Here is an 18,655-nt window from a genome sequence, read left to right on the forward strand (position 1 = left end):
TCCGTGGTCGCTTACGGCAGGACGCCCAGCAGCTCGACGTCGAAGGTCAGGGTGGCGTTCGGGCCGATCGGGCCGCCCGGGGTACCGTTCTCACCGTAGGCCAGTTCGCCCGGGATCCAGAAGCGGTACTTCGAGCCCACCGGCATCAGCGCCACGCCTTCGGTCCAGCCCTTGATGACCTGGTCCAGACCGAACTCGGCCGGGCCACGGCCCGCGGAGCTGTCGAAGACGGTGCCGTCCAGCAGCTTGCCTTCGTAGTTCACGCGCACCTTGCTGCTCGGCAGCGGACGCTCGCCGCTACCCGGGCGGATCACCTGATACTGCAGGCCCGACGGGGTGGTCACCACGCCCGGCTGGGTCTTGTTCTTGGCCAGGAAGGCATTGCCTTCGCTGCGGTTGGTCTGCGCGGCCTGCGCGGCCTTGGCCTGCATCTCGGCCTGCTTGGCACCCATGAACGACTGGATGGTGGCGGTTGCGTCAGCTTCGGTCATCTTCGCCTGGCCCTTGGTCAGGCCGGTGCTGATCGCGTCAAACAGCGAGGCGGTATCGATATCGTCCTTCAGCTGCGCCAGCGACGGGCCGATGGAGTACGAACCGATCATCTGCGCGACCTTCACGCGGTCCACCTTCGGCGGCTGCGAGCCCGGCGCAACGCCCGGCACCTGCTGGCCATTGCGGGCCATCACTACCTGGCGCAGGGCGGCATCGGTGGCCTTGGCCTGGTCCTGGGTGATCTGCGGCTGCAGGCCTTCGAACGAACGCTCCACGGCGGTGCGCAGTGCGGCCACGTCGATTTCATCGGCGATCGGCGCGAACGACTTGGCCACATCCAGACCGATGGCGTAGCCGAGCTTCTGCTTGGGGGAATTCAAGGTTGCGGTCTCCTTGGCGGCCGCCGGTGCGGCCGGTTGTTGCGACAGGGCGACACCAGAGGTACCCATCGCCAGAATCAGAACCGACGCCGCGGCGCCGCGCATTCCCATCTTCATTCGCTGCATTCCTGGAAGTGTCTGGGCGCCGACGTCGGCGCGAAAAGAACCATTGTCGCACGCATGCCGGAGATGTCGAGGCATGCGTGCCGGTGATCAACGCGGTGCCGGTGCGGCCAGCGCCTTGCTGATGGCCGCGCCCAGCTGCGGATCATCCGGGGTCACCTTGCTGGCGAACTGGGCGATGACCTTGCCGTCGCGGCCGATCAGGTATTTGTGGAAGTTCCAGCCCGGGGCCACGCCGGTGGCGGCGGTCAGGCGCTGGTACAGCGGCGTGGCCTGTTCGCCCACCACGTGCACCTTCTCGAACATGGGGAACTTCACCCCATAGGTGAGCGTACAGAAATCCTGGATCTGCTTCTCATCGCCCGGTTCCTGCCCCTTGAAGTCGTTGGACGGGAAACCCAGCACGGCGAAACCGCGGCTGGCGTACTGCTTCTGCAGCGCTTCCAGCCCTTCGTACTGGGGGGTGTAGCCGCACTTGCTGGCCGTATTGACCACCAGCAGCACCTGGCCCTGGTAGCGCTTGAGCAGGTTCACCTGCTGCTTGCCGGCCAGCGGCCGGTAATTCACGTCCAGCAGGTCGGCCGCCACGGCGCTGGCGGAACCCGCCAGGCCCAGCGCCAGCACAGCCAGCAGGGACAGGCCGCGCAGGCGGCTCGGAGCAGTGAAAAACACAGGCATGCGGGACATTCCACGGTAGCTGCAACAGGGGCCCGGCCCTTGCAGACCGGGGATCGGCCGAACTATAGCACCGGCCTGCCAGCGCACTGTCGCGGCCGCCGGGCATCCACTTTGCCCGCCATGGCGGCACGCGCGGGGCCCGATTGGCGCGCCCTTGCTGGACACGCTGTACACATGTATGAATGCCAGGCCCGTGTCCAGGACGGCGTCCGCCGATGCCATTGCAATGAAATCAACAGCTTGGATTCGCAACCGCGCCCGTTCATGGCCCCTGCCATCAGTTGGGCGCGTCGGGGGTTGCACATAGGCGTGCCGGTGTTATAGTTGCATACAACACCAGTCACCTGAGACAGGGGGAACCATGAACATCCGGATGCGTCGCAGCCATACCGCTCCCGCGGTCACCGCTGTTTCAACCCTGTTCGTGCTGACGTGGCTGCTGCTGCCGGCACCGCCGGCAGACTCCTCCCCCTCCCCCGATTCCACGCAGGACGCGATCTCCACCCCGGCAGGGACCGCCGAACCCTCCCCCCCGCGTCGGCTGCACAGCTCCCTGTCCATGCCGTATTTCTCGTTCGCACAGCCGCTGACCCCACGGAGCTGACCATGAGCGACATCCAGTGGAGCGACGGCGCTCCCATCTACCGCCAGCTGAAGGAGCGCGTGATTGCCATGATGCTCGACGGCATCCTGAAGCCGGGCGATGCCCTGCCCTCGGTCCGCCAGGTGGCGGCCGACTATCAACTGAACCCCATCACCGTTTCGCGCGCTTACCAGGAGCTGGCCGATGAAGGCCTGGTGGAAAAGCGCCGCGGCCTGGGCATGTTCATGACCGAGCAGGCGGCCACGCAGCTGCGCAGCAGCGAGCGCGACCGCTTCCTCAACGACGAATGGCCGGCGGTGCTGGAGCGCATCCAGCGCCTGGGCCTGAGCCTGAACGAATTGCTGCCCCAGGGGAAATCCTCATGAATGCCAGTGTCGTGAACGTTGAATCCAGCCCGGCGGTGATTACCGCCAAGGGTCTGCGCAAGGCCTACAAGAACACCCTCGCCCTCGACAACACCACCTTCGACATCCCCGCCGGGCGCATCGTCGGCCTGATCGGCCCCAATGGCGCGGGCAAGACCACCGCCCTGAAGGCCATCCTGGGCCTGACCGAGGTGGAGGGCGAACTGAGCGTGCTCGGCCGTGACCCGCGCCTGCACCGCGACGAGCTGATGAAGGAGATCTGCTTCATCGCCGACGTGGCCGTGCTGCCGCGCTGGCTGCGCGTACGCGAGGCCATCAACTTCGTCGCCGGCGTACACCCGCGCTTCGACCGCGCCCGCTGCGAACGCTTCCTGGCCAGCACCAAACTGCAGCCCAAACAGCGCGTGCGCGAGCTGTCCAAAGGCATGATCGTGCAGCTGCACCTGGCCCTGGTGATGGCCATCGACGCCCGCATCCTGGTGCTGGACGAGCCGACCCTGGGCCTGGACATCCTGTACCGCAAGGAGTTCTACCAGCGCCTGCTGGAAGACTACTTCGACGAGCAGAAGACCATCATCGTCACCACCCACCAGGTGGAAGAGATCGAGCACATCCTCAGCGATGTGATGTTCATCCGTGACGGCCGCATCGTGCTCAGCGCCGAAATGGACGAGGTGGGCGAGCGCTATACCGAACTGCTGGTCGGCGCCGAACAGCTGGAAACCGCGCGCGCCCTCAAGCCGATCGACGAGCGCAGCCAGGCGTTCGGCAAGACCGTGCTGCTGTATGACGGCGTGCCGCGCAGCCAGCTTTCCACCCTGGGCGAAACGCGCAATGCGGGCCTGGCCGATCTGTTCGTTGCTGTCATGAAGGGGACCTACGCATGAATGCCGTCAATCATCCGGTCAGCCCCGCAGGCACGCTGCGCTGGCTGCTCAAGCGCGAATACTGGGAAAACCGCGGCGGTTTCCTGTACGCCCCGGTCATCGCCGGCATTGTCTCGTTGCTGATGAGCGGCGTCGGCATCGGCCTGGGCCTGTTCGCCCTGCATCGTGCCGCGCGCGATGGCGGCCTGCACATCGACGGCGAGGACGTGAACATCAACGGCCTGGATCTGGGCCTGTTGACCCGCCAGATCAGCGCCAAGGACATGGCGGACCTGGGCAACGGCCTGGACCTGACCCTCATCCTCAGTTCGACCTGGCCCTTCCTGGTACTGGCCTTCGTGGTGTTCTTCTACTGCCTGGGTGCGCTGTACGACGATCGCCGCGACCGCAGCATCCTGTTCTGGAAGTCGCTGCCGCTGTCCGATACCCAGACCGTACTGTCCAAGGTGCTCAGCGCACTGGTCGTGGCCCCGCTGGTCGCCACGCTGGCTGGCATCGCCACCATGTTCGGCTTCCTGCTGATCATCAGCCTGGTTGCGTTGACCCATGGCGGCAGCCCTACCACCCTGATCTGGGACCCGGCCAGCCCGCTCACCCTGTCCGCCGGCCTGCTCGCCGCCATTCCCGTCTATGCATTGTGGGCGCTGCCCACTGCCGGCTGGCTGCTGCTCTGCTCGGCCTGGGCCAAGAGCAAGCCGTTCCTGTGGGCGGTGATGCTGCCCCTGTTCGCCGGCATCATCGTCAGCACCACCAAGGTGATGCACCTGTTCGACATGAGCACCGGCTGGTTCTGGCAGCACATCGTCGGCCGCCTGCTGCTGGGCACCGTTCCAGGCGTGGATCTGCTGTATCGCCTTGGCGCCAGCGACGAACACAAGAGCCTGGATACGATCGTCTCGTTGATGAACCCTGCCCAGCAGCTGAAGTCGCTGGCGATGCCCGATCTGTGGATCGGCGCGGCGTTCGGCGTGGCCTTCATCTTCATCGCCATCCGCCTGCGTCGGCGCGCTGGCGAAATCTGACGCTCCCCTCTACCACTACTGGAGGCACCCATATGCGTACCCTGCTTGCCTGCTCTGCGTTGTTGCTGTTGCCGCTGTCGGCGCTGGCTGCCGATGCCCCGAACTGCAAGCACTCGGCGCCGCGCGCGCTGAAGCTGGAAACAGCCGGGGTGAAAGCGATGGTGTTCGAAGTGAACCAGCATGACCTGAAGGTGGTCGCCCGCAGTGGCGGCGGCCAGCTGGAAGGTCGTGCCTGTGCCTCCACTGCCGACTGGCTGGACCAGCTGGTGCTGGACCAGCAGCGGGTGGGCGACAAGCTGGTGGTCAGCCTGCGCCGCGACGGCCGCTCGGCGCTGTCGCTGGGCAACAGCTATGCCTGGCTGGACATCGGCGGCAGCGTGCCGGACAACCTTCCGCTGCAGTTCAAGATCGGCTCCGGCGATGGCAGCGTTGAGAACGCGCAGTCGCTGAGCATGGACGTGGGCTCCGGCGATGGCCGTGCCCGCGGCACCCGCGGCAGCGTGCATGCCGCCGTCGGTTCGGGCGACCTGGACATCGACGGCGCCGGCTCGCTGGAGCTGCTGTCGCTGGGCTCGGGCGAAGTGAAGGCGCGCAACATCCGCGGCGATGCCCGCACCGGCACCGTCGGCTCGGGCGATCTGGACCTGTTCGAGGTGGGCGGCAGCGTGCGCCTGGAAACCGTGGGCTCGGGCGATATCGATTTCCAGCGGGTCAAGGGCGATGTCGAGGTGGGCGTGGTCGGCTCCGGCGACGTGGAGATCAGCGAGGTGGGCGGCAACGTCCGCGTGCGCAGCCACGGCTCGGGCGACATCACCGTCAATGGCGCCCGCGGCAGCCTGACCGTGCAGCACAGCGGCAGTGGCGATGTGCGCCACCGCGATATCGGCGGCAGCGTCACCCTGCCGCGCGGCAAGTAATTCCACCTCATTCAACGGAAGGGAACTGTCATGAACCTGCTGCGCCTGCTGCCCGCCACCCTGCTGTGCCTGCCGCTGATGGCCTGCGGCGGCACGTCCCCATCGTCCACCACCGACAGCGCCGACAAGACCGTGGCCGAGGCCAGCAGCACGGTGGGCAAGGAGATCAAGGACGCCACCGACAAGGCGCGCCGCGAGATCGCCCAGGGCAACATCAAGATTTCCGGCAAGGGCCAGGCCCGTGCCGAGATCACCCCGGACGGCCGCCTGCTGATCGGCGGCACCGAGTCGCCGACCAATGAAGCGCAGCGGCGCCAGCTGCAGGAATACCGCGGCCACATCGCCGGCATCGCCAGCGACGGCATGGACATCGGCATGGCCGGTGCGCGGCTGGGCGTCAATGCCGCCGGCGAAGCCCTGAAGGGCGTCTTCAGCGGTGACAGCGAGGGCATCGAAAAGCGCATCAACGACGAAGCGGCCAAGATCGAAGCCCAGGCCAAGCAGCTGTGCAACCGCCTGCCGGCCATGCTGGCCAGCCAGCAGGCGCTGGCACGCGACCTGCCGGCTTTCCAGCCCTACGCCACCATGGACCAGAGCGACGTGGACGACTGCGGCAAGGACAACGTGGTCGTGCGCGCACCCTGAGACATTTCGTCGCACCCGGCCGGCAGCGCCCCCGCGTTGCCGGCCGTCGTGGCCGGGCGGGATTACACTAAGCACCCCGTTTGCCCCGATCGACCGCCATGAAGAAGCTGTTTCTGCTGCTGACCGCCCTGCTCTGCCTGGGCCTGGCCGGCTGCGACCAGGAGTACCGCAACCACCGCGCCGAACGCGGCAAGCCGAAGATTTCGGTCAGCCAGACCATGGTGACCGTGCGCCGCCAGCCCGCGCCGAACATCATCATCCTGGCCGACGGCACGATGAAGATGGACGAGATCCAGATTCCGCTGGACGACACCCAGCGGCAGATGCTGCAGACCATGTTCGGCAAGCTGCAGGTGCTGCGCCAGAACACCCTGGTGGCCGCCCCGGCCGACCCCAACATGCAGCCGGTGAAGATCCAGCCGCCGGAAGGGCTGGAGGTGATCCCCGCCAACCTGGTGCAGACCATCCCCGAATTCAAGGATTACACCGACACCTTCGGCAACATCGTCGCCGACCGTCGCTGAAACGAAAAACGCCGCCCCAGGGCGGCGTTTCCCGTTTACGTACGCAACCGGACGATCAACCGCCGGCGCCACCACCACCGGCCTGGATGCCACCGGCGGTCAGCGCAGTCGGGTCCAGCAGGCGGCGCAGCTCGGCCTCGGCCAGCCCGCTGTCTTCCAGCGCCACCTCCAGCACCGGGCGCTGTTCCTTGTAGGCGCGCTTGGCAATCGCCGCGGCCTTTTCATAGCCGATGATCGGATTCAGCGCCGTCACCAGGATCGGGTTGCGGGCCAGCGCTTCGGCCACGCGGTCCTGGCGCACCTTCAGGCCGTCGATGGCACTGTCGGCCAGCAGGGTGGACACATTGGCCAGCAGGCCGATGCCATCGAGCAGGTTCACTGCGATCAGCGGCAGGGTCACGTTCAACTGGAAGTTGCCGGTCTGCCCGGCCACGGTGATCGCGGTGTGGTGGCCGATCACCTGCGCGCAGGCCATCACGGTCGCTTCGGGAATGACCGGATTCACCTTGCCCGGCATGATCGAGCTGCCCGGCTGCAGCGCCGGCAGTTCGATCTCGCCCAGCCCGGCCAACGGGCCGGCGTTCATCCAGCGCAGATCGTTGGCGATCTTGATCAGGGCCACCGCCAGCGCATTGAGCTGACCGGACAGTTCCACCGCATCGTCCTGCGCGGCCAGCCCTTCGAACTTGTTGTCGGCGCTGTCGAACTTCGCCCCGGTCTGCTGCTTCAACGCCTTGGCCACCTGCGCGCCGAAGCGCGGATCGGCATTGATGCCGGTGCCGATGGCGGTGCCGCCCAGCGGCAGGCGGCGCAGGCGCTTGAGGCTGTCGTCGATGCGCGCCTGGGCCGAGGCCAGCTGCGCCGACCACGCGCCGAACTCCTGCTCGAAGGTCAGCGGCATGGCATCCATCAGATGGGTGCGGCCGGTCTTGACCACCTTGCGCAGGCTGCGGCCCTTGCGATCGATGACCTTGCGCAGGTGCGCCAGCGCCGGCAGCAGGTGCTCCTGCGCGGCCAGCACGGCCGAAACCCGCAGCGCGGTGGGAATCACATCGTTGGAGCTCTGCCCCTGGTTGACGTGGTCATTGGGGTGCACGCTGGCCTTGCCGGCCTTGCCGCCGCGATTGGCCAGGGTGGCGATGACCTCGTTGGCGTTCATGTTCGAGGACGTGCCCGAACCGGTCTGGTAGACATCGATCGGGAAATGCGCGTCCCAGTCACCGCGGGCCACCTCGGCCGCGGCCGACTGGATGGCCTTGGCCACGCCCTTGGGCAGATGGCCCAGGTCGGCATTGACGCCGGCGGCGGCGCCCTTCACCAGGCCCAGGGCACGGATGAAGCCGCGCGGCATGCGCTGGCCCGACACCGGGAAGTTCTGCACCGCGCGCTGGGTCTGCGCGCCCCACAGGGCGTCGGCAGGTACCTGCAGTTCACCCATGCTGTCATGTTCAACACGGAACCCGGCGGTTCCACCCTTGCTTGCAGCTTTGCTCATTGCATCGACTCCGCACTACTTCTGTTGGGGAAAGGGAAGCGGCGGCTGGCAGGGTGTCGCTTCCCGGGCTGGCGGCTGCGGTAACGATACTCTCTTGTCCGAAGCATGGGATGACGAGGACGGGCCAGATCATTCCGTCCGCAGGGCCGTTTACACGCGTAGCGCCGGGCCGTGCCCGGCGAGCGCGCAGCGCGGCCGCCATCGGCCGGTCATGGCCCGGCGCTACCGAGCATGCAAAGGCCCCGCGTCGTAGAATATGGCCCCCGCCGCCTGCCCCAGCCCTGCCGACATGTCCGATTCCGCCCTGCTCGCCCTGTCCCCGCTCGATGGCCGTTATGCCGGCAAGGTCGACGCCCTGCGTCCGATCTTCTCCGAATATGGCCTGATCAAGGCCCGTATCGTGGTCGAGGTGGAATGGCTGCTGGCGCTGGCCGCCGAGCCGGGCATCGTCGAACTGGCGCCGTTCTCCGAGGGCGCCATCGCCCGCCTGCGCGCCCTGGCCGCCGGCTTCAGCCCGGCCCAGGCTGCGCGCGTGAAGGAAATCGAGCGCACCACCAACCACGACGTCAAGGCCGTCGAGTACTTCATCAAGGAACAGCTGAAGGACGACGCCGAGCTGGCCCCGGCGCTGGAATTCGTGCATTTCGCCTGCACCAGCGAAGACATCAACAACCTCAGCTACGGCCTGATGCTGGAACAGGCCCGCCGCGAAGTGCTGCTGCCGACCCTGGACGGCATCGCCACCACGCTGCGCACCCTGGCCCACGCCCAGGCCGGCCAGCCGATGCTGTCGCGCACCCATGGCCAGACCGCTTCGCCCACCACCCTGGGCAAGGAACTGGCCAACGTGGTCGCCCGCCTGGAGCGCCAGCGCCGGCAGATCGCCGCGGTGGAACTGACCGGCAAGATCAACGGCGCGGTGGGCAACTACAACGCGCACGTGGCCAGCTACCCGGACGTGGACTGGCCGGCGTTCGCCGAGCGCTTCGTCACCGGCCTGGGCCTGGTGTTCAACCCGTACACCACCCAGATCGAGCCGCACGACAACGTGGCCGAGATCGGCGATGCGGCGCGTCGCGCCAACATCATCCTGATCGACCTGGCCCGTGACATCTGGGGCTACATCTCGCTGGGCTACTTCAAGCAGCGCCTGAAGGAAGGCGAAGTGGGCTCGTCGACCATGCCGCACAAGGTGAACCCGATCGATTTCGAGAACGCCGAAGGCAACTTCGGCATTGCCAACGCGCTGTTCGAACACTTCAGCGCCAAGCTGCCGATCAGCCGCTGGCAGCGTGACCTGACCGATTCCACCGTGCTGCGTGCGCTGGGCACCGCGTTCGGCCACAGCCAGGTGGCGTTGGATTCGCTGGCCAAGGGCCTGGGCAAGCTGGAAGTGAACCCGCAGCGCCTGGATGCCGATCTGGATGCGGCGTGGGAAGTGCTGGCCGAGGCCGTGCAGACGGTCATGCGCCGCCACGGCCTGCCCAATCCGTACGAGCAGCTGAAGGCACTGACCCGTGGTCAGGGCATCACGGCCGAGTCGATGCGTACGTTCGTGCAGGGTCTGGAGCTGCCGGCCGATGCCAAGCAGCGCCTGCTGGAGATGACCCCGGGCAGCTACACCGGCCTGGCCGAGTCGCTGGCGAAGAAGATCTAAGGTTTTCCTTGCGGCGGCGGCCGCGGGCGCTGCCTGCGGCAGGCAACAGCAACAGCAACAGCAACTGCAACTGCAACTGCAACTGCGATCCGGGCTCTGGGTTGCTGCGAGCTGGGTGGGACGGGTTGGGTTCGCGGGGGACGCCGTGAATCCGTCCGTGGAGGCTTGGCCGCGGCATCCATGCCGCGGACACCCCCGCGAACCCAACCCGCCCCACCCCTGACAGTTTCCCGGTTGCGGATCGAAGAGCGTTGGGTTGTCGGGACGGAATTTGAAAGAGGGACGCGGCTTCGCCGCGTCCCTCTTTGTTTTGGGCTCTTTGTAGAGTCGAGCCTTGCTCGACTGCTTCCGCTCAGTCGAGCAAGCTCCACGCTACGCGAGCAAGCGCAGCGCGCGACCCGCTGTTGCCTTTGCTTTTCTTCTTTCCATTCCGTGGCGGGCCGCGCAGGAAACTGTCAGGGGCCGGGCGGGTGGGCTGCGCGGGGGTGTCCGCCGCATGGATGCGGCGGCCAAGCTTACAGGGACGTACTTGCAGCGTCCCCCGCGCAGCCCACCCGCCCGGCCAAACGCGATTCTGCCGTTGGGCGCCCCACCCGCCACGAGGGGCTCCGCCGTTGGCCGGAACCCCGCGACAAACCATCGCACGTGCGCAATCCCAGCGAACGGCGGACAATGGAGACCTTGGCGGCCCGCCGCGCCGCCCCTCCCGCTTTCCGCTGCAAGGATTCCCCCATGGCCGCCCGCAAGTCCTCCGCTCCGCTCATTGAAGTCACCGCCCGCCCCGGCAAGCCGCTGGGCATGGCCCCGGCCACCTTCCTGCGCGACTTCTGGCAGAAGCGCCCGCTGCTGATCCGCAATGCGTTCGCCGATTTCCAGACCCCGGTGCAGCCGGAAGACCTGGCTGGGCTGGCCTGCGAAGAAGGCGTGCTGGCGCGCCTGATCCAGCATGACAAGGCCCAGGACAGCTGGCGCGTGCGCAGCGGCCCGTTCCAGGAAGACGTGTTCCCCGCCCTGCCCGACCACGACTGGACCCTGCTGGTGCAGGACGTGGACAAGTGGGACAAGGACGTGCGCGCGCTGATCGAGCACTTCAGCTTCCTGCCGCGCTGGCGCATGGACGATGTGATGATCAGCTTCGCCGCCACCGGCGGCTCGGTCGGCGCCCATGTCGACCAGTACGACGTGTTCCTGCTGCAGGCCCACGGCCACCGCCGCTGGCAGATCGATGCCAGCGAATCGATCAAGGGCAAGCGCCCGCCGCTGGGCTTCCGCCCCGATGTGGAACTGAAGCTGCTGCAGGTGTTCAAGCCCACCCATGACTGGGTGCTGGCGCCGGGTGACATGCTGTACCTGCCGCCGAACGTGCCGCACCACGGCGTAGCCGAAGACCCCTGCCTGACGTTCTCCTTCGGCATGCGCGCGCCGTCCTCGGCCGAGCTGATCAGCGACTACCTGGACACCCTGATCGCCGATGCCGACGAGAACATCCGCTACCAGGATGCCGACCTGAAGGTGCCGGCCGACCCGAACGAAATCGATACGGTGGCGATGGCCCGGGTGATCACCGCGCTCAACGCCATCCGCATGAACGACCCGGACAAACTGGGCGACTGGTTCGGCCGCTTCATCACCACCTACCGCGCCGCCGGCGAAGTGATGGCCCACCAGGCCGCGCCAGCGCCGGAAGAAGTGGTGCAGGCGCTGGCCTCGGGCCTGCTGCTGCAGCGCCACCCGTGGGCACGCCTGGCCTGGCGCAGGGCCAAGCGCGGCGCCAGCCTGTATGTCAGCGGCCAGGATTTCGCCCTGCCCGCCAAGGACGCGCAGCGCCTGGCCGGCGCCGAACAGCTCGATGCCGCCGCCTATCGCGGGCTGTCGGACAAGGGCCGCGCGGTGCTGCAGCAGCTGCTGGTCGGCGGCGTGTTCCAGCTGATCGACCCGAACGAGGTCTACGCCGACGAGGATGAAGACGAGGAAGCCGGCGACCACGACGTGCTGGGCGAAGTGGTGGAAGGCCACGACCAGGTCGCCGAACTTGACGACGAGGTCGTGTCCGACGATGTCCACACCGTGACCGTGCACGACGACGGGATCGAGGTCATTGTCAACTTCGATGACCACGACGAAGACGACAGCGACGACGGTCGCGCCTGAGCCATGGCCATGATCCGGGTCCAGCAGGTCAGCCACGCCGAGGCCCACGTTGCCATCCACGACGTGCGGCAGCGGGTGTTCGTGCAGGAACAGGGCATTGCCGCCGAGCTGGAGCGCGACGCGCTGGACCCGGTCAGTGCCCATGTGCTGGCCCTGGACGTCGATGGCCAGCCCGTCGGCACCGGGCGCCTGGCCCCGGATGGCCGCATCGGCCGCATGGCCGTGCTGGCCAGCCACCGCAACCAGGGCGTTGGCGAGGCCCTGCTGGAGGCGTTGGTGGACGCCGGTCGCCGCCTGGGCTTGGCCGACCTGCACCTGCACGCGCAGCTGCCGGCGCGCGACTTCTACGCACGCCTGGGCTTCCTGCCCGAAGGCGAGGTGTTCGAGGAAGCCGGCATCGGCCACCAGCAGATGCGGCGGCGGCTGGGCGTGGCCAGCGCCATCGACAGCCGGGCCGAGGCGGTGGCCATCACCACCGCCATCATCCACCGGGCCCGCCGCCAGCTCTGGCTGCACAGCCGCCAGCTGGACCCCGGGCTGCTGGATGCGCGGCCGGTGCAGGCGGCCCTGCGCCGCTTCGCCACGGCCCGCCATGACAAGCAACTGCGGGTGATCGTGCACGACGCCGCCGCGATTGCCAGTGCCGGGGCGCCGCTGCTGGCGCTGTACCAGCGCCTGCCCAGCGTGATCCAGTTCCGTGAAGTGAGCGATCCGGTCGACCGCGCACTGGCCTCGGCCTGCCTGGTCAACGACGCGGGCGACTTCTACTTTCGTCTTATCGGCCACCGCCTGGACGGTGAAGCCGGCATCGCCCTGCCTGCACGTTCACAGCCGTTCGAGCAGCAATTGCAGCGCGTCTGGGACCGTTCGCGCGAATGCAGCGAACTGCGTGCCCTCGGCATCTGACACGGCCCACGCGGACAAACCTGTCTGGCACCGACACCGCGGCGCGCGCAATGCCGCCGTTGCTGCCCCATCCCGTGCGGATGGGGGTACAATTTGGCTGTTTGAACGCGCCCGTGCAGGGCTATTCATTTTCCTGCAGGGTCCTTCTGAAGCCATACCCCACAAAGCGAATCAACACCCTCCATCGTGGACAATCAACTGAAGCAGTTTGCGCAATCTTCGCAACTCGCCGGCGGCAACGCCTCCTATGTCGAGGACCTGTACGAGCAGTACCTGGTCTCCCCGGATAGTGTCGATCCCAAATGGAAGACCTACTTCGACGGCTTCAAGGGCCGCGAAGCAGGCGACATTCCGCACTCGGCCGTCATCTCCCACATTGCGGACGCGGCCAAGGATGCGCTGAAAGCCGGCACCGGCAGCGGTGCGGGCGACGAGCGTGAGCGCAATGTCGGTCGTCTGATCACCGCCTACCGTTCGCGCGGCCACCTCGATGCCCGCCTGGACCCGCTGGGCCTGACCAAGCCGGTCAACACCCCGGACCTGGGCCTGCCCTTCCACAGCCTGTCCGATGGCGATCTGAACAGCGAGTTCAGCACCGGCGGCGTGGGCGGTCAGCCGCGCATGAAGCTGCGCGACCTGCTGGCACGCCTGAAGGCGACCTACACCGGTTCGATCGGTGCGGAGTTTATGCACATCTCCGAGGTCGAGCAGCGCCAGTGGATCTACAAGAAGCTGGAACTGGCCGGTGGCAACTACCAGCTGGACGCTGACACCCAGCGCCGCACCCTGGAGCGCCTGACCGCCGCCGAAGGCCTGGAACGCTACCTGCACACCAAGTACGTCGGCCAGAAGCGCTTCTCGCTGGAAGGCGGCGACTCGCTCATCCCGATGATGGACACCATCATCCGCAGCGCCGGCAAGGATGGGGTCAAGGACGTGGTGATCGGCATGGCCCACCGTGGCCGCCTGAACGTGCTGGTCAACACCCTGGGCAAGAACCCGCGCAAGCTGTTCGACGAATTCGAAGGCAAGTTCGAACACGACGAGCACGCTTCGGCCGGTGACGTGAAGTACCACATGGGCTTCTCGGCCGACGTGGCCACCGAAGGCGGCCCGGTGCACCTGGCGCTGGCGTTCAACCCGTCGCACCTGGAAATCGCTGACCCGGTCGTGGCCGGTTCCGTGCGTTCGCGCCAGGAGCGCCGCAAGGACACCGCGCGCAAGCAGGTCATGCCGATCCTGATTCACGGCGACGCGGCCTTCTCCGGCCAGGGCGTGGTCATGGAGCTGTTCCAGATGTCGCAGGCCCGCGGCTTCGCCGTTGGCGGCACTGTGCACATCGTGGTCAACAACCAGGTCGGTTTCACCACCTCCAATCCGCAGGACACGCGCTCCACGCGCTATGCCACCGACGTGGCGAAGATGATCGCCGCACCGGTGCTGCACGTGAACGGCGATGACCCGGAAGCGGTGGTGTTCGCTGCACAGCTGGCCTTCGAGTTCCGCCAGAAGTTCGCCAAGGACGTGGTCATCGACCTGATGTGCTACCGCCGTTGGGGCCACAACGAGGCCGACGAACCGGCGATCACCCAGCCGCTGATGTACCAGGTGATCCGCAAGCACCCGACCACCCGCGAGATGTACGCCGAGCAGCTGGAAAAGGCAGGCGTGATCGCCGCCGGCGCCGGCAAGGCGATGGTCGATGCATACCGCGACAAGCTGGACGGCGGCGAAGTGACCACCGAGCTGGCCAAGGTTGAAAAGACCCCGCCGACCAGCCCGCTGTTCGTCGATTGGCCGAAGCTGCTGGAAGGCAAGCTGTCCGATCCGATCTCGACCAAGGTCGACAAGGCCAAGCTGCTGGAGCTGGCCAAGCTGATCAACACCGTGCCCGAAGAAGTGCAGCTGCACTCGCGCGTGGCCAAGGTGTACGACGACCGCCGCAAGATGGCCGCCGGCGAGATCCCGGGTGACTGGGGCTTTGCCGAGAATCTGGCCTACGCCACCCTGCTGGACGAAGGCAATGCCCTGCGCCTGGTCGGCCAGGACGTGGGCCGCGGCACCTTCACCCACCGCCACGCGATCCTGCACGACCAGGCCACCGACAACTACTACCTGCCGCTGCGGCAGCTGGTGGATTCGCCGGAAAAGGCCACCGTCATCGATTCGCTGCTGAGCGAAGAAGCGGTGATGGCCTACGAGTACGGCTTCTCCACCACCGACCCCAACACCCTGTGCATCTGGGAAGGCCAGTTCGGTGACTTCGCCAACGGCGCGCAGGTGGTCATCGACCAGTTCATCGCCGCCGGTGAAGCCAAGTGGGGCCGCATTTCCGGCCTGACCCTGCTGCTGCCGCACGGCTACGAAGGTCAGGGCCCGGAACACAGCTCGGCGCGCCTGGAGCGCTTCCTGCAGCTGTGCGCGCTGGAAAACATGCTGGTCGTGGTGCCGTCCACCCCGGCCCAGGCCTTCCACATGCTGCGCCGCCAGCTGCACCTGACCACCCGCAAGCCGCTGGTGGTGATGTCGCCCAAGTCGCTGCTGCGCCACAAGCTGGCCGTGTCCACCCTGGACGAACTGGCCAATGGCGAGTTCCAGCACCTGATTGGCGACGCCAACGCAGACGCCAAGAAGGTCAAGCGCGTGGTGCTGTGCTCGGGCAAGGTCTACTACGACCTGCTGGAAGACCAGACCAAGCGTGGCCAGGACGACGTGGCCATCATCCGCGTGGAACAGCTGTACCCGTTCCCGCGCGCGCTGCTGGCTGCCGAGCTGAAGAAGTACGGCAACGCCACCGACGTGGTGTGGACGCAGGAAGAACCGCAGAACCAGGGCGCGTGGTACCAGATCCGCCACCACCTGCAGTTCTGCCTGGCCGATGGCCAGAACCTGCACTACGCCGGTCGCGCGCGTTCGGCTTCGCCGGCTGCCGGCCACATGGCTGACCACGTGCGTGAACAGCAGCAGCTGGTCGCCGACGCACTGGTCAACCCGTTCAACGACCAGGTCGCTGAATAACTCCTCCCCCTATTTAGAAGACAAACCAGGAAGCTCCCGCAATGGCCACCGAAGTCAAAGCCCCGGTACTGCCCGAATCCGTCGCCGACGGCACCATCGCCACCTGGCACAAGAAGGTGGGCGACGCCGTCAAGCGCGACGAAAACCTGCTTGACCTGGAAACCGACAAGGTCGTCCTGGAAGTGCCGTCGCCGGTCGATGGCGTGATCAAGGAAATCAAGTTCAAGGAAGGCGACACCGTCACCTCCAGCCAGGTCGTGGCGATCATCGAAGAAGGCGCCGTGGCTGCTGCCCCGGCTCCGGCCGCTGAAGCCGCTCCGGCTGCCGCCGCTGCCCCGGCTGCTGCCGCTCCGGCCGCCGCTGCTGCACCGGCCCCGGCTGCCAAGTCGGCTGCCGACAGCCTGCCCCCGGGCGCCCGCTTCACCGCCATCACCGAAGGCGTGAACCCGGCCGACGTGGACGGCACCGGCCGTCGCGGCGCGGTCACCAAGGAAGACATCGTCAACTTCGCCCGCAACGGCGGCGCCGGCAAGGCCGGTGGCGCTCGTCCGGAAGAACGCGTGCCGATGACCCGCATCCGCAAGCGCATTGCCGAACGCCTGATGGAGTCGAAGAACTCCACCGCCATGCTGACCACCTTCAACGAAGTCGACCTGTCCAAGGTCTCGGCTGCGCGCAAGGAACTGCAGGACGAGTTCGTCAAGGCCCACGGCATCAAGCTGGGCTTCATGAGCTTCTTCGTGAAGGCCGCGGCCAACGCCCTGCAGCGCTTCCCGCTGGTCAACGCCTCCATCGACGGCGACGACATCATCTACCACGGCTACTCGGACATCTCGATCGCCGTGTCGACCGAGAAGGGTCTGGTGACCCCGGTGCTGCGCAACGTCGAGCGCATGTCCTTCGCCGACATCGAAAAGACCATTGCCGACTACGCCAAGAAGGCGCGTGACGGCAAGCTGGGCCTGGACGAACTGCAGGGCGGCACCTTCACCGTCACCAACGGCGGCACCTTCGGTTCGCTGCTGTCGACCCCGATCATCAACCCGCCGCAGAGCGCCATCCTGGGCATGCACGCCATCAAGGAGCGTCCGATCGCCCAGAACGGCCAGGTCGTGATCGCACCGATGATGTACCTGGCGCTGTCCTACGACCACCGCATCATCGATGGCAAGGACTCGGTGCAGTTCCTGGTGGACATCAAGAACCAGCTGGAAAACCCGGGCCGCATGCTGTTCGGCCTGTAAGAGACCTCCCGCCCCTCCGCGTCCGCGCGGAGGGGTTCTGGTATAGCAACAAGGAATAATTCAATGGCTGAACAATTCGACGTCGTCGTCATCGGTGCCGGCCCGGCCGGTTACCACGCGGCCATCCGCGCCGCACAGCTGGGCCTGAAGACCGCCTGCATCGACGCAGCGCTGGGCAAGGACGGCAAGCCGGCCCTGGGTGGCACCTGCCTGCGCGTGGGCTGCATCCCGTCCAAGGCGCTGCTGGATTCCTCGCGCCAGTTCTGGAACATGGGCCACATCTTTGGCGACCACGGCATCAGCTTCAAGGACGCCAAGATCGACGTCGAAGCGATGGTTGGCCGCAAGGACAAGATCGTCAAGCAGTTCACCGGCGGCATCGGCATGCTGTTCAAGGCCAACAAGGTCGCCGCCTATTACGGCTTCGGCGAACTGCAGCCGGGCAACGTGGTCAAGGTCACCCAGCATGACGGTTCCATCGTCGAGCTGAAGGGCACCAACGTGATCATCGCCGCCGGTTCGGATTCGATCGAACTGCCGTTCGCCAAGTTCGACGGCGAGACCATCGTCGACAACGTCGGCGGCCTGGACTTCACCGAAGTGCCGAACCGCCTGGCCGTGATCGGCGCCGGCGTGATCGGCCTGGAACTGGGCAGCGTGTGGAAGCGCCTGGGCGCTGAAGTCACCATTCTGGAAGCACTGCCGGAGTTCCTGGCCGTGGCCGACGCCGAAGTGGCCAAGACCGCTGCCAAGGAATTCAAGAAGCAGGGCCTGGATATCCGCCTGGGCGCCAAGGTCTCCAAGACCGAGATCACCGGCAAGGGCAAGAAGAAGGAAGTCGTTGTCACCTATACCGACAGCGAAGGCGAAAAGACCCTGACCGTGGACAAGCTGCTGGTGGCCGTTGGCCGTCGCGCCGCCACCAAGGGCCTGCTGGCCGAAGGCACCGGCGTGAAGATCAACGACCGTGGCCAGATCGAAGTCGATGCGCACTGCCACACTGGCGTCAACGGCGTGTGGGCGGTCGGCGACTGCGTGCGCGGCCCGATGCTGGCGCACAAGGGCTTCGAGGAAGGCATCGCGGTGGCCGAACTGATCGCTGGCCTGCCGGGCCACGTCAACTTCGACACCATCCCGTGGGTCATCTACACCGAGCCGGAACTGGCCTGGGTTGGCAAGACCGAAGCCCAGCTGAAGGCCGAAGGCATTCCGTACAAGGCCGGCAGCTTCCCGTTCGCCGCCAACGGCCGTGCCGTGGCGATGATCGAGCCGGCAGGCTTCGTGAAGATCCTGGCCCATGCCGAAACCGATCGCATCCTCGGCATGCACCTGGTCGGCGCCAACGTGTCCGAGCTGGTGCACGAAGGCGTGCTGACCATGGAGTTCAGCGGTTCGGCCGATGACCTGGCCCGCATCTGCCACGCCCACCCGTCGCTGTCGGAAGTGATCCACGACGCGGCCATGGCGGTCAGCAAGCGTGCCATCCACAAGGCGAACTGATCGTTCGTCTTCGGGGTGGGTGCCGACCGTTGGTCGGCACTGAACCG

The 18,655-nt window shown here is 66.7% G+C and carries 15 protein-coding genes; 12 read left to right on the forward strand and 3 right to left on the reverse strand.

Annotated features, from left to right (window positions below):
• Positions 1-11: 11 nt before the first annotated feature.
• Together C1932_RS12520 and C1932_RS12525 are read right to left on the reverse strand one after the other, a co-directional pair.
• Complete coding sequence (locus C1932_RS12520) at positions 12-989, reverse strand: FKBP-type peptidyl-prolyl cis-trans isomerase (protein ID WP_108753551.1); 978 nt, start codon at positions 987-989, stop codon at positions 12-14.
• Between the two features lie 96 nt (positions 990-1,085).
• Positions 1,086-1,673: a glutathione peroxidase gene (locus C1932_RS12525; RefSeq protein WP_108763439.1), complete on the reverse strand. Its 588-nt coding sequence runs from the start codon at positions 1,671-1,673 to the stop codon at positions 1,086-1,088.
• A 606-nt stretch (positions 1,674-2,279) separates the two neighbouring features.
• On the opposite strand from C1932_RS12525, the gene C1932_RS12535 reads away from it, so the two are divergent.
• The 6 genes from C1932_RS12535 to C1932_RS12560 all read left to right on the forward strand — a co-directional run bounded on the left by C1932_RS12535 (position 2,280) and on the right by C1932_RS12560 (position 6,637).
• The gene (locus C1932_RS12535; RefSeq protein WP_108750039.1) at positions 2,280-2,642 is read left to right on the forward strand and encodes a GntR family transcriptional regulator; all 363 of its coding nucleotides are present in this window, start codon (positions 2,280-2,282) and stop codon (positions 2,640-2,642) included.
• Entirely contained in the window at positions 2,639-3,529 is an 891-nt protein-coding gene (locus C1932_RS12540; protein ID WP_108762402.1) for an ABC transporter ATP-binding protein, read from the forward strand. Before C1932_RS12535 ends, C1932_RS12540 begins: the two co-directional genes overlap by 4 nt.
• Positions 3,526-4,551: a hypothetical protein gene (locus C1932_RS12545; RefSeq protein WP_108762403.1), complete on the forward strand. Its 1,026-nt coding sequence runs from the start codon at positions 3,526-3,528 to the stop codon at positions 4,549-4,551. The genes C1932_RS12540 and C1932_RS12545 overlap by 4 nt, the downstream gene beginning before the upstream one ends.
• Positions 4,552-4,583: 32 nt before the next feature.
• A complete protein-coding gene (locus C1932_RS12550; protein ID WP_108762404.1) occupies positions 4,584-5,468 on the forward strand; it encodes a DUF2807 domain-containing protein in 885 nt (294 codons plus the stop codon).
• A gap of 30 nt (positions 5,469-5,498) precedes the next feature.
• A complete protein-coding gene (locus tag C1932_RS12555) occupies positions 5,499-6,113 on the forward strand; it encodes a hypothetical protein (RefSeq protein WP_108762405.1) in 615 nt (204 codons plus the stop codon).
• 98 nt (positions 6,114-6,211) lie between these two features.
• Complete coding sequence (locus C1932_RS12560) at positions 6,212-6,637, forward strand: hypothetical protein (protein WP_108762406.1); 426 nt, start codon at positions 6,212-6,214, stop codon at positions 6,635-6,637.
• A gap of 55 nt (positions 6,638-6,692) precedes the next feature.
• Here the strand turns inward: C1932_RS12560 and C1932_RS12565 are convergent, their stop codons facing one another.
• The gene (locus C1932_RS12565; protein WP_108753557.1) at positions 6,693-8,132 is read right to left on the reverse strand and encodes a class II fumarate hydratase; all 1,440 of its coding nucleotides are present in this window, start codon (positions 8,130-8,132) and stop codon (positions 6,693-6,695) included.
• 289 nt (positions 8,133-8,421) lie between these two features.
• Here C1932_RS12565 and purB point away from each other — a divergent pair, with 289 nt between their 5' ends.
• From purB to lpdA, 6 genes are all read left to right on the forward strand, one after another.
• Positions 8,422-9,789, forward strand: a complete 1,368-nt coding sequence (gene purB, locus C1932_RS12570; protein ID WP_108756610.1) for an adenylosuccinate lyase — start codon at positions 8,422-8,424, stop codon at positions 9,787-9,789.
• Between the two features lie 732 nt (positions 9,790-10,521).
• Positions 10,522-11,940: a cupin domain-containing protein gene (locus C1932_RS12575; protein WP_108762407.1), complete on the forward strand. Its 1,419-nt coding sequence runs from the start codon at positions 10,522-10,524 to the stop codon at positions 11,938-11,940.
• Positions 11,941-11,949: 9 nt separating this feature from the next.
• Complete coding sequence (locus tag C1932_RS12580; RefSeq protein ID WP_108762408.1) at positions 11,950-12,846, forward strand: GNAT family N-acetyltransferase; 897 nt, start codon at positions 11,950-11,952, stop codon at positions 12,844-12,846.
• A gap of 186 nt (positions 12,847-13,032) precedes the next feature.
• Positions 13,033-15,864: a 2-oxoglutarate dehydrogenase E1 component gene (locus tag C1932_RS12585; protein WP_108762409.1), complete on the forward strand. Its 2,832-nt coding sequence runs from the start codon at positions 13,033-13,035 to the stop codon at positions 15,862-15,864.
• Positions 15,865-15,905: 41 nt separating this feature from the next.
• On the forward strand, positions 15,906-17,108 hold the full coding sequence (sucB, locus tag C1932_RS12590; RefSeq protein ID WP_108750050.1) for a dihydrolipoyllysine-residue succinyltransferase: 1,203 nt from the start codon (positions 15,906-15,908) through the stop codon (positions 17,106-17,108).
• A gap of 63 nt (positions 17,109-17,171) precedes the next feature.
• Positions 17,172-18,608, forward strand: a complete 1,437-nt coding sequence (gene lpdA, locus C1932_RS12595) for a dihydrolipoyl dehydrogenase (RefSeq protein WP_108762410.1) — start codon at positions 17,172-17,174, stop codon at positions 18,606-18,608.
• Positions 18,609-18,655: the final 47 nt, after the last annotated feature.

The organism is Stenotrophomonas sp. YAU14D1_LEIMI4_1, from assembly GCF_003086815.1.
Lineage (GTDB): Bacteria > Pseudomonadota > Gammaproteobacteria > Xanthomonadales > Xanthomonadaceae > Stenotrophomonas.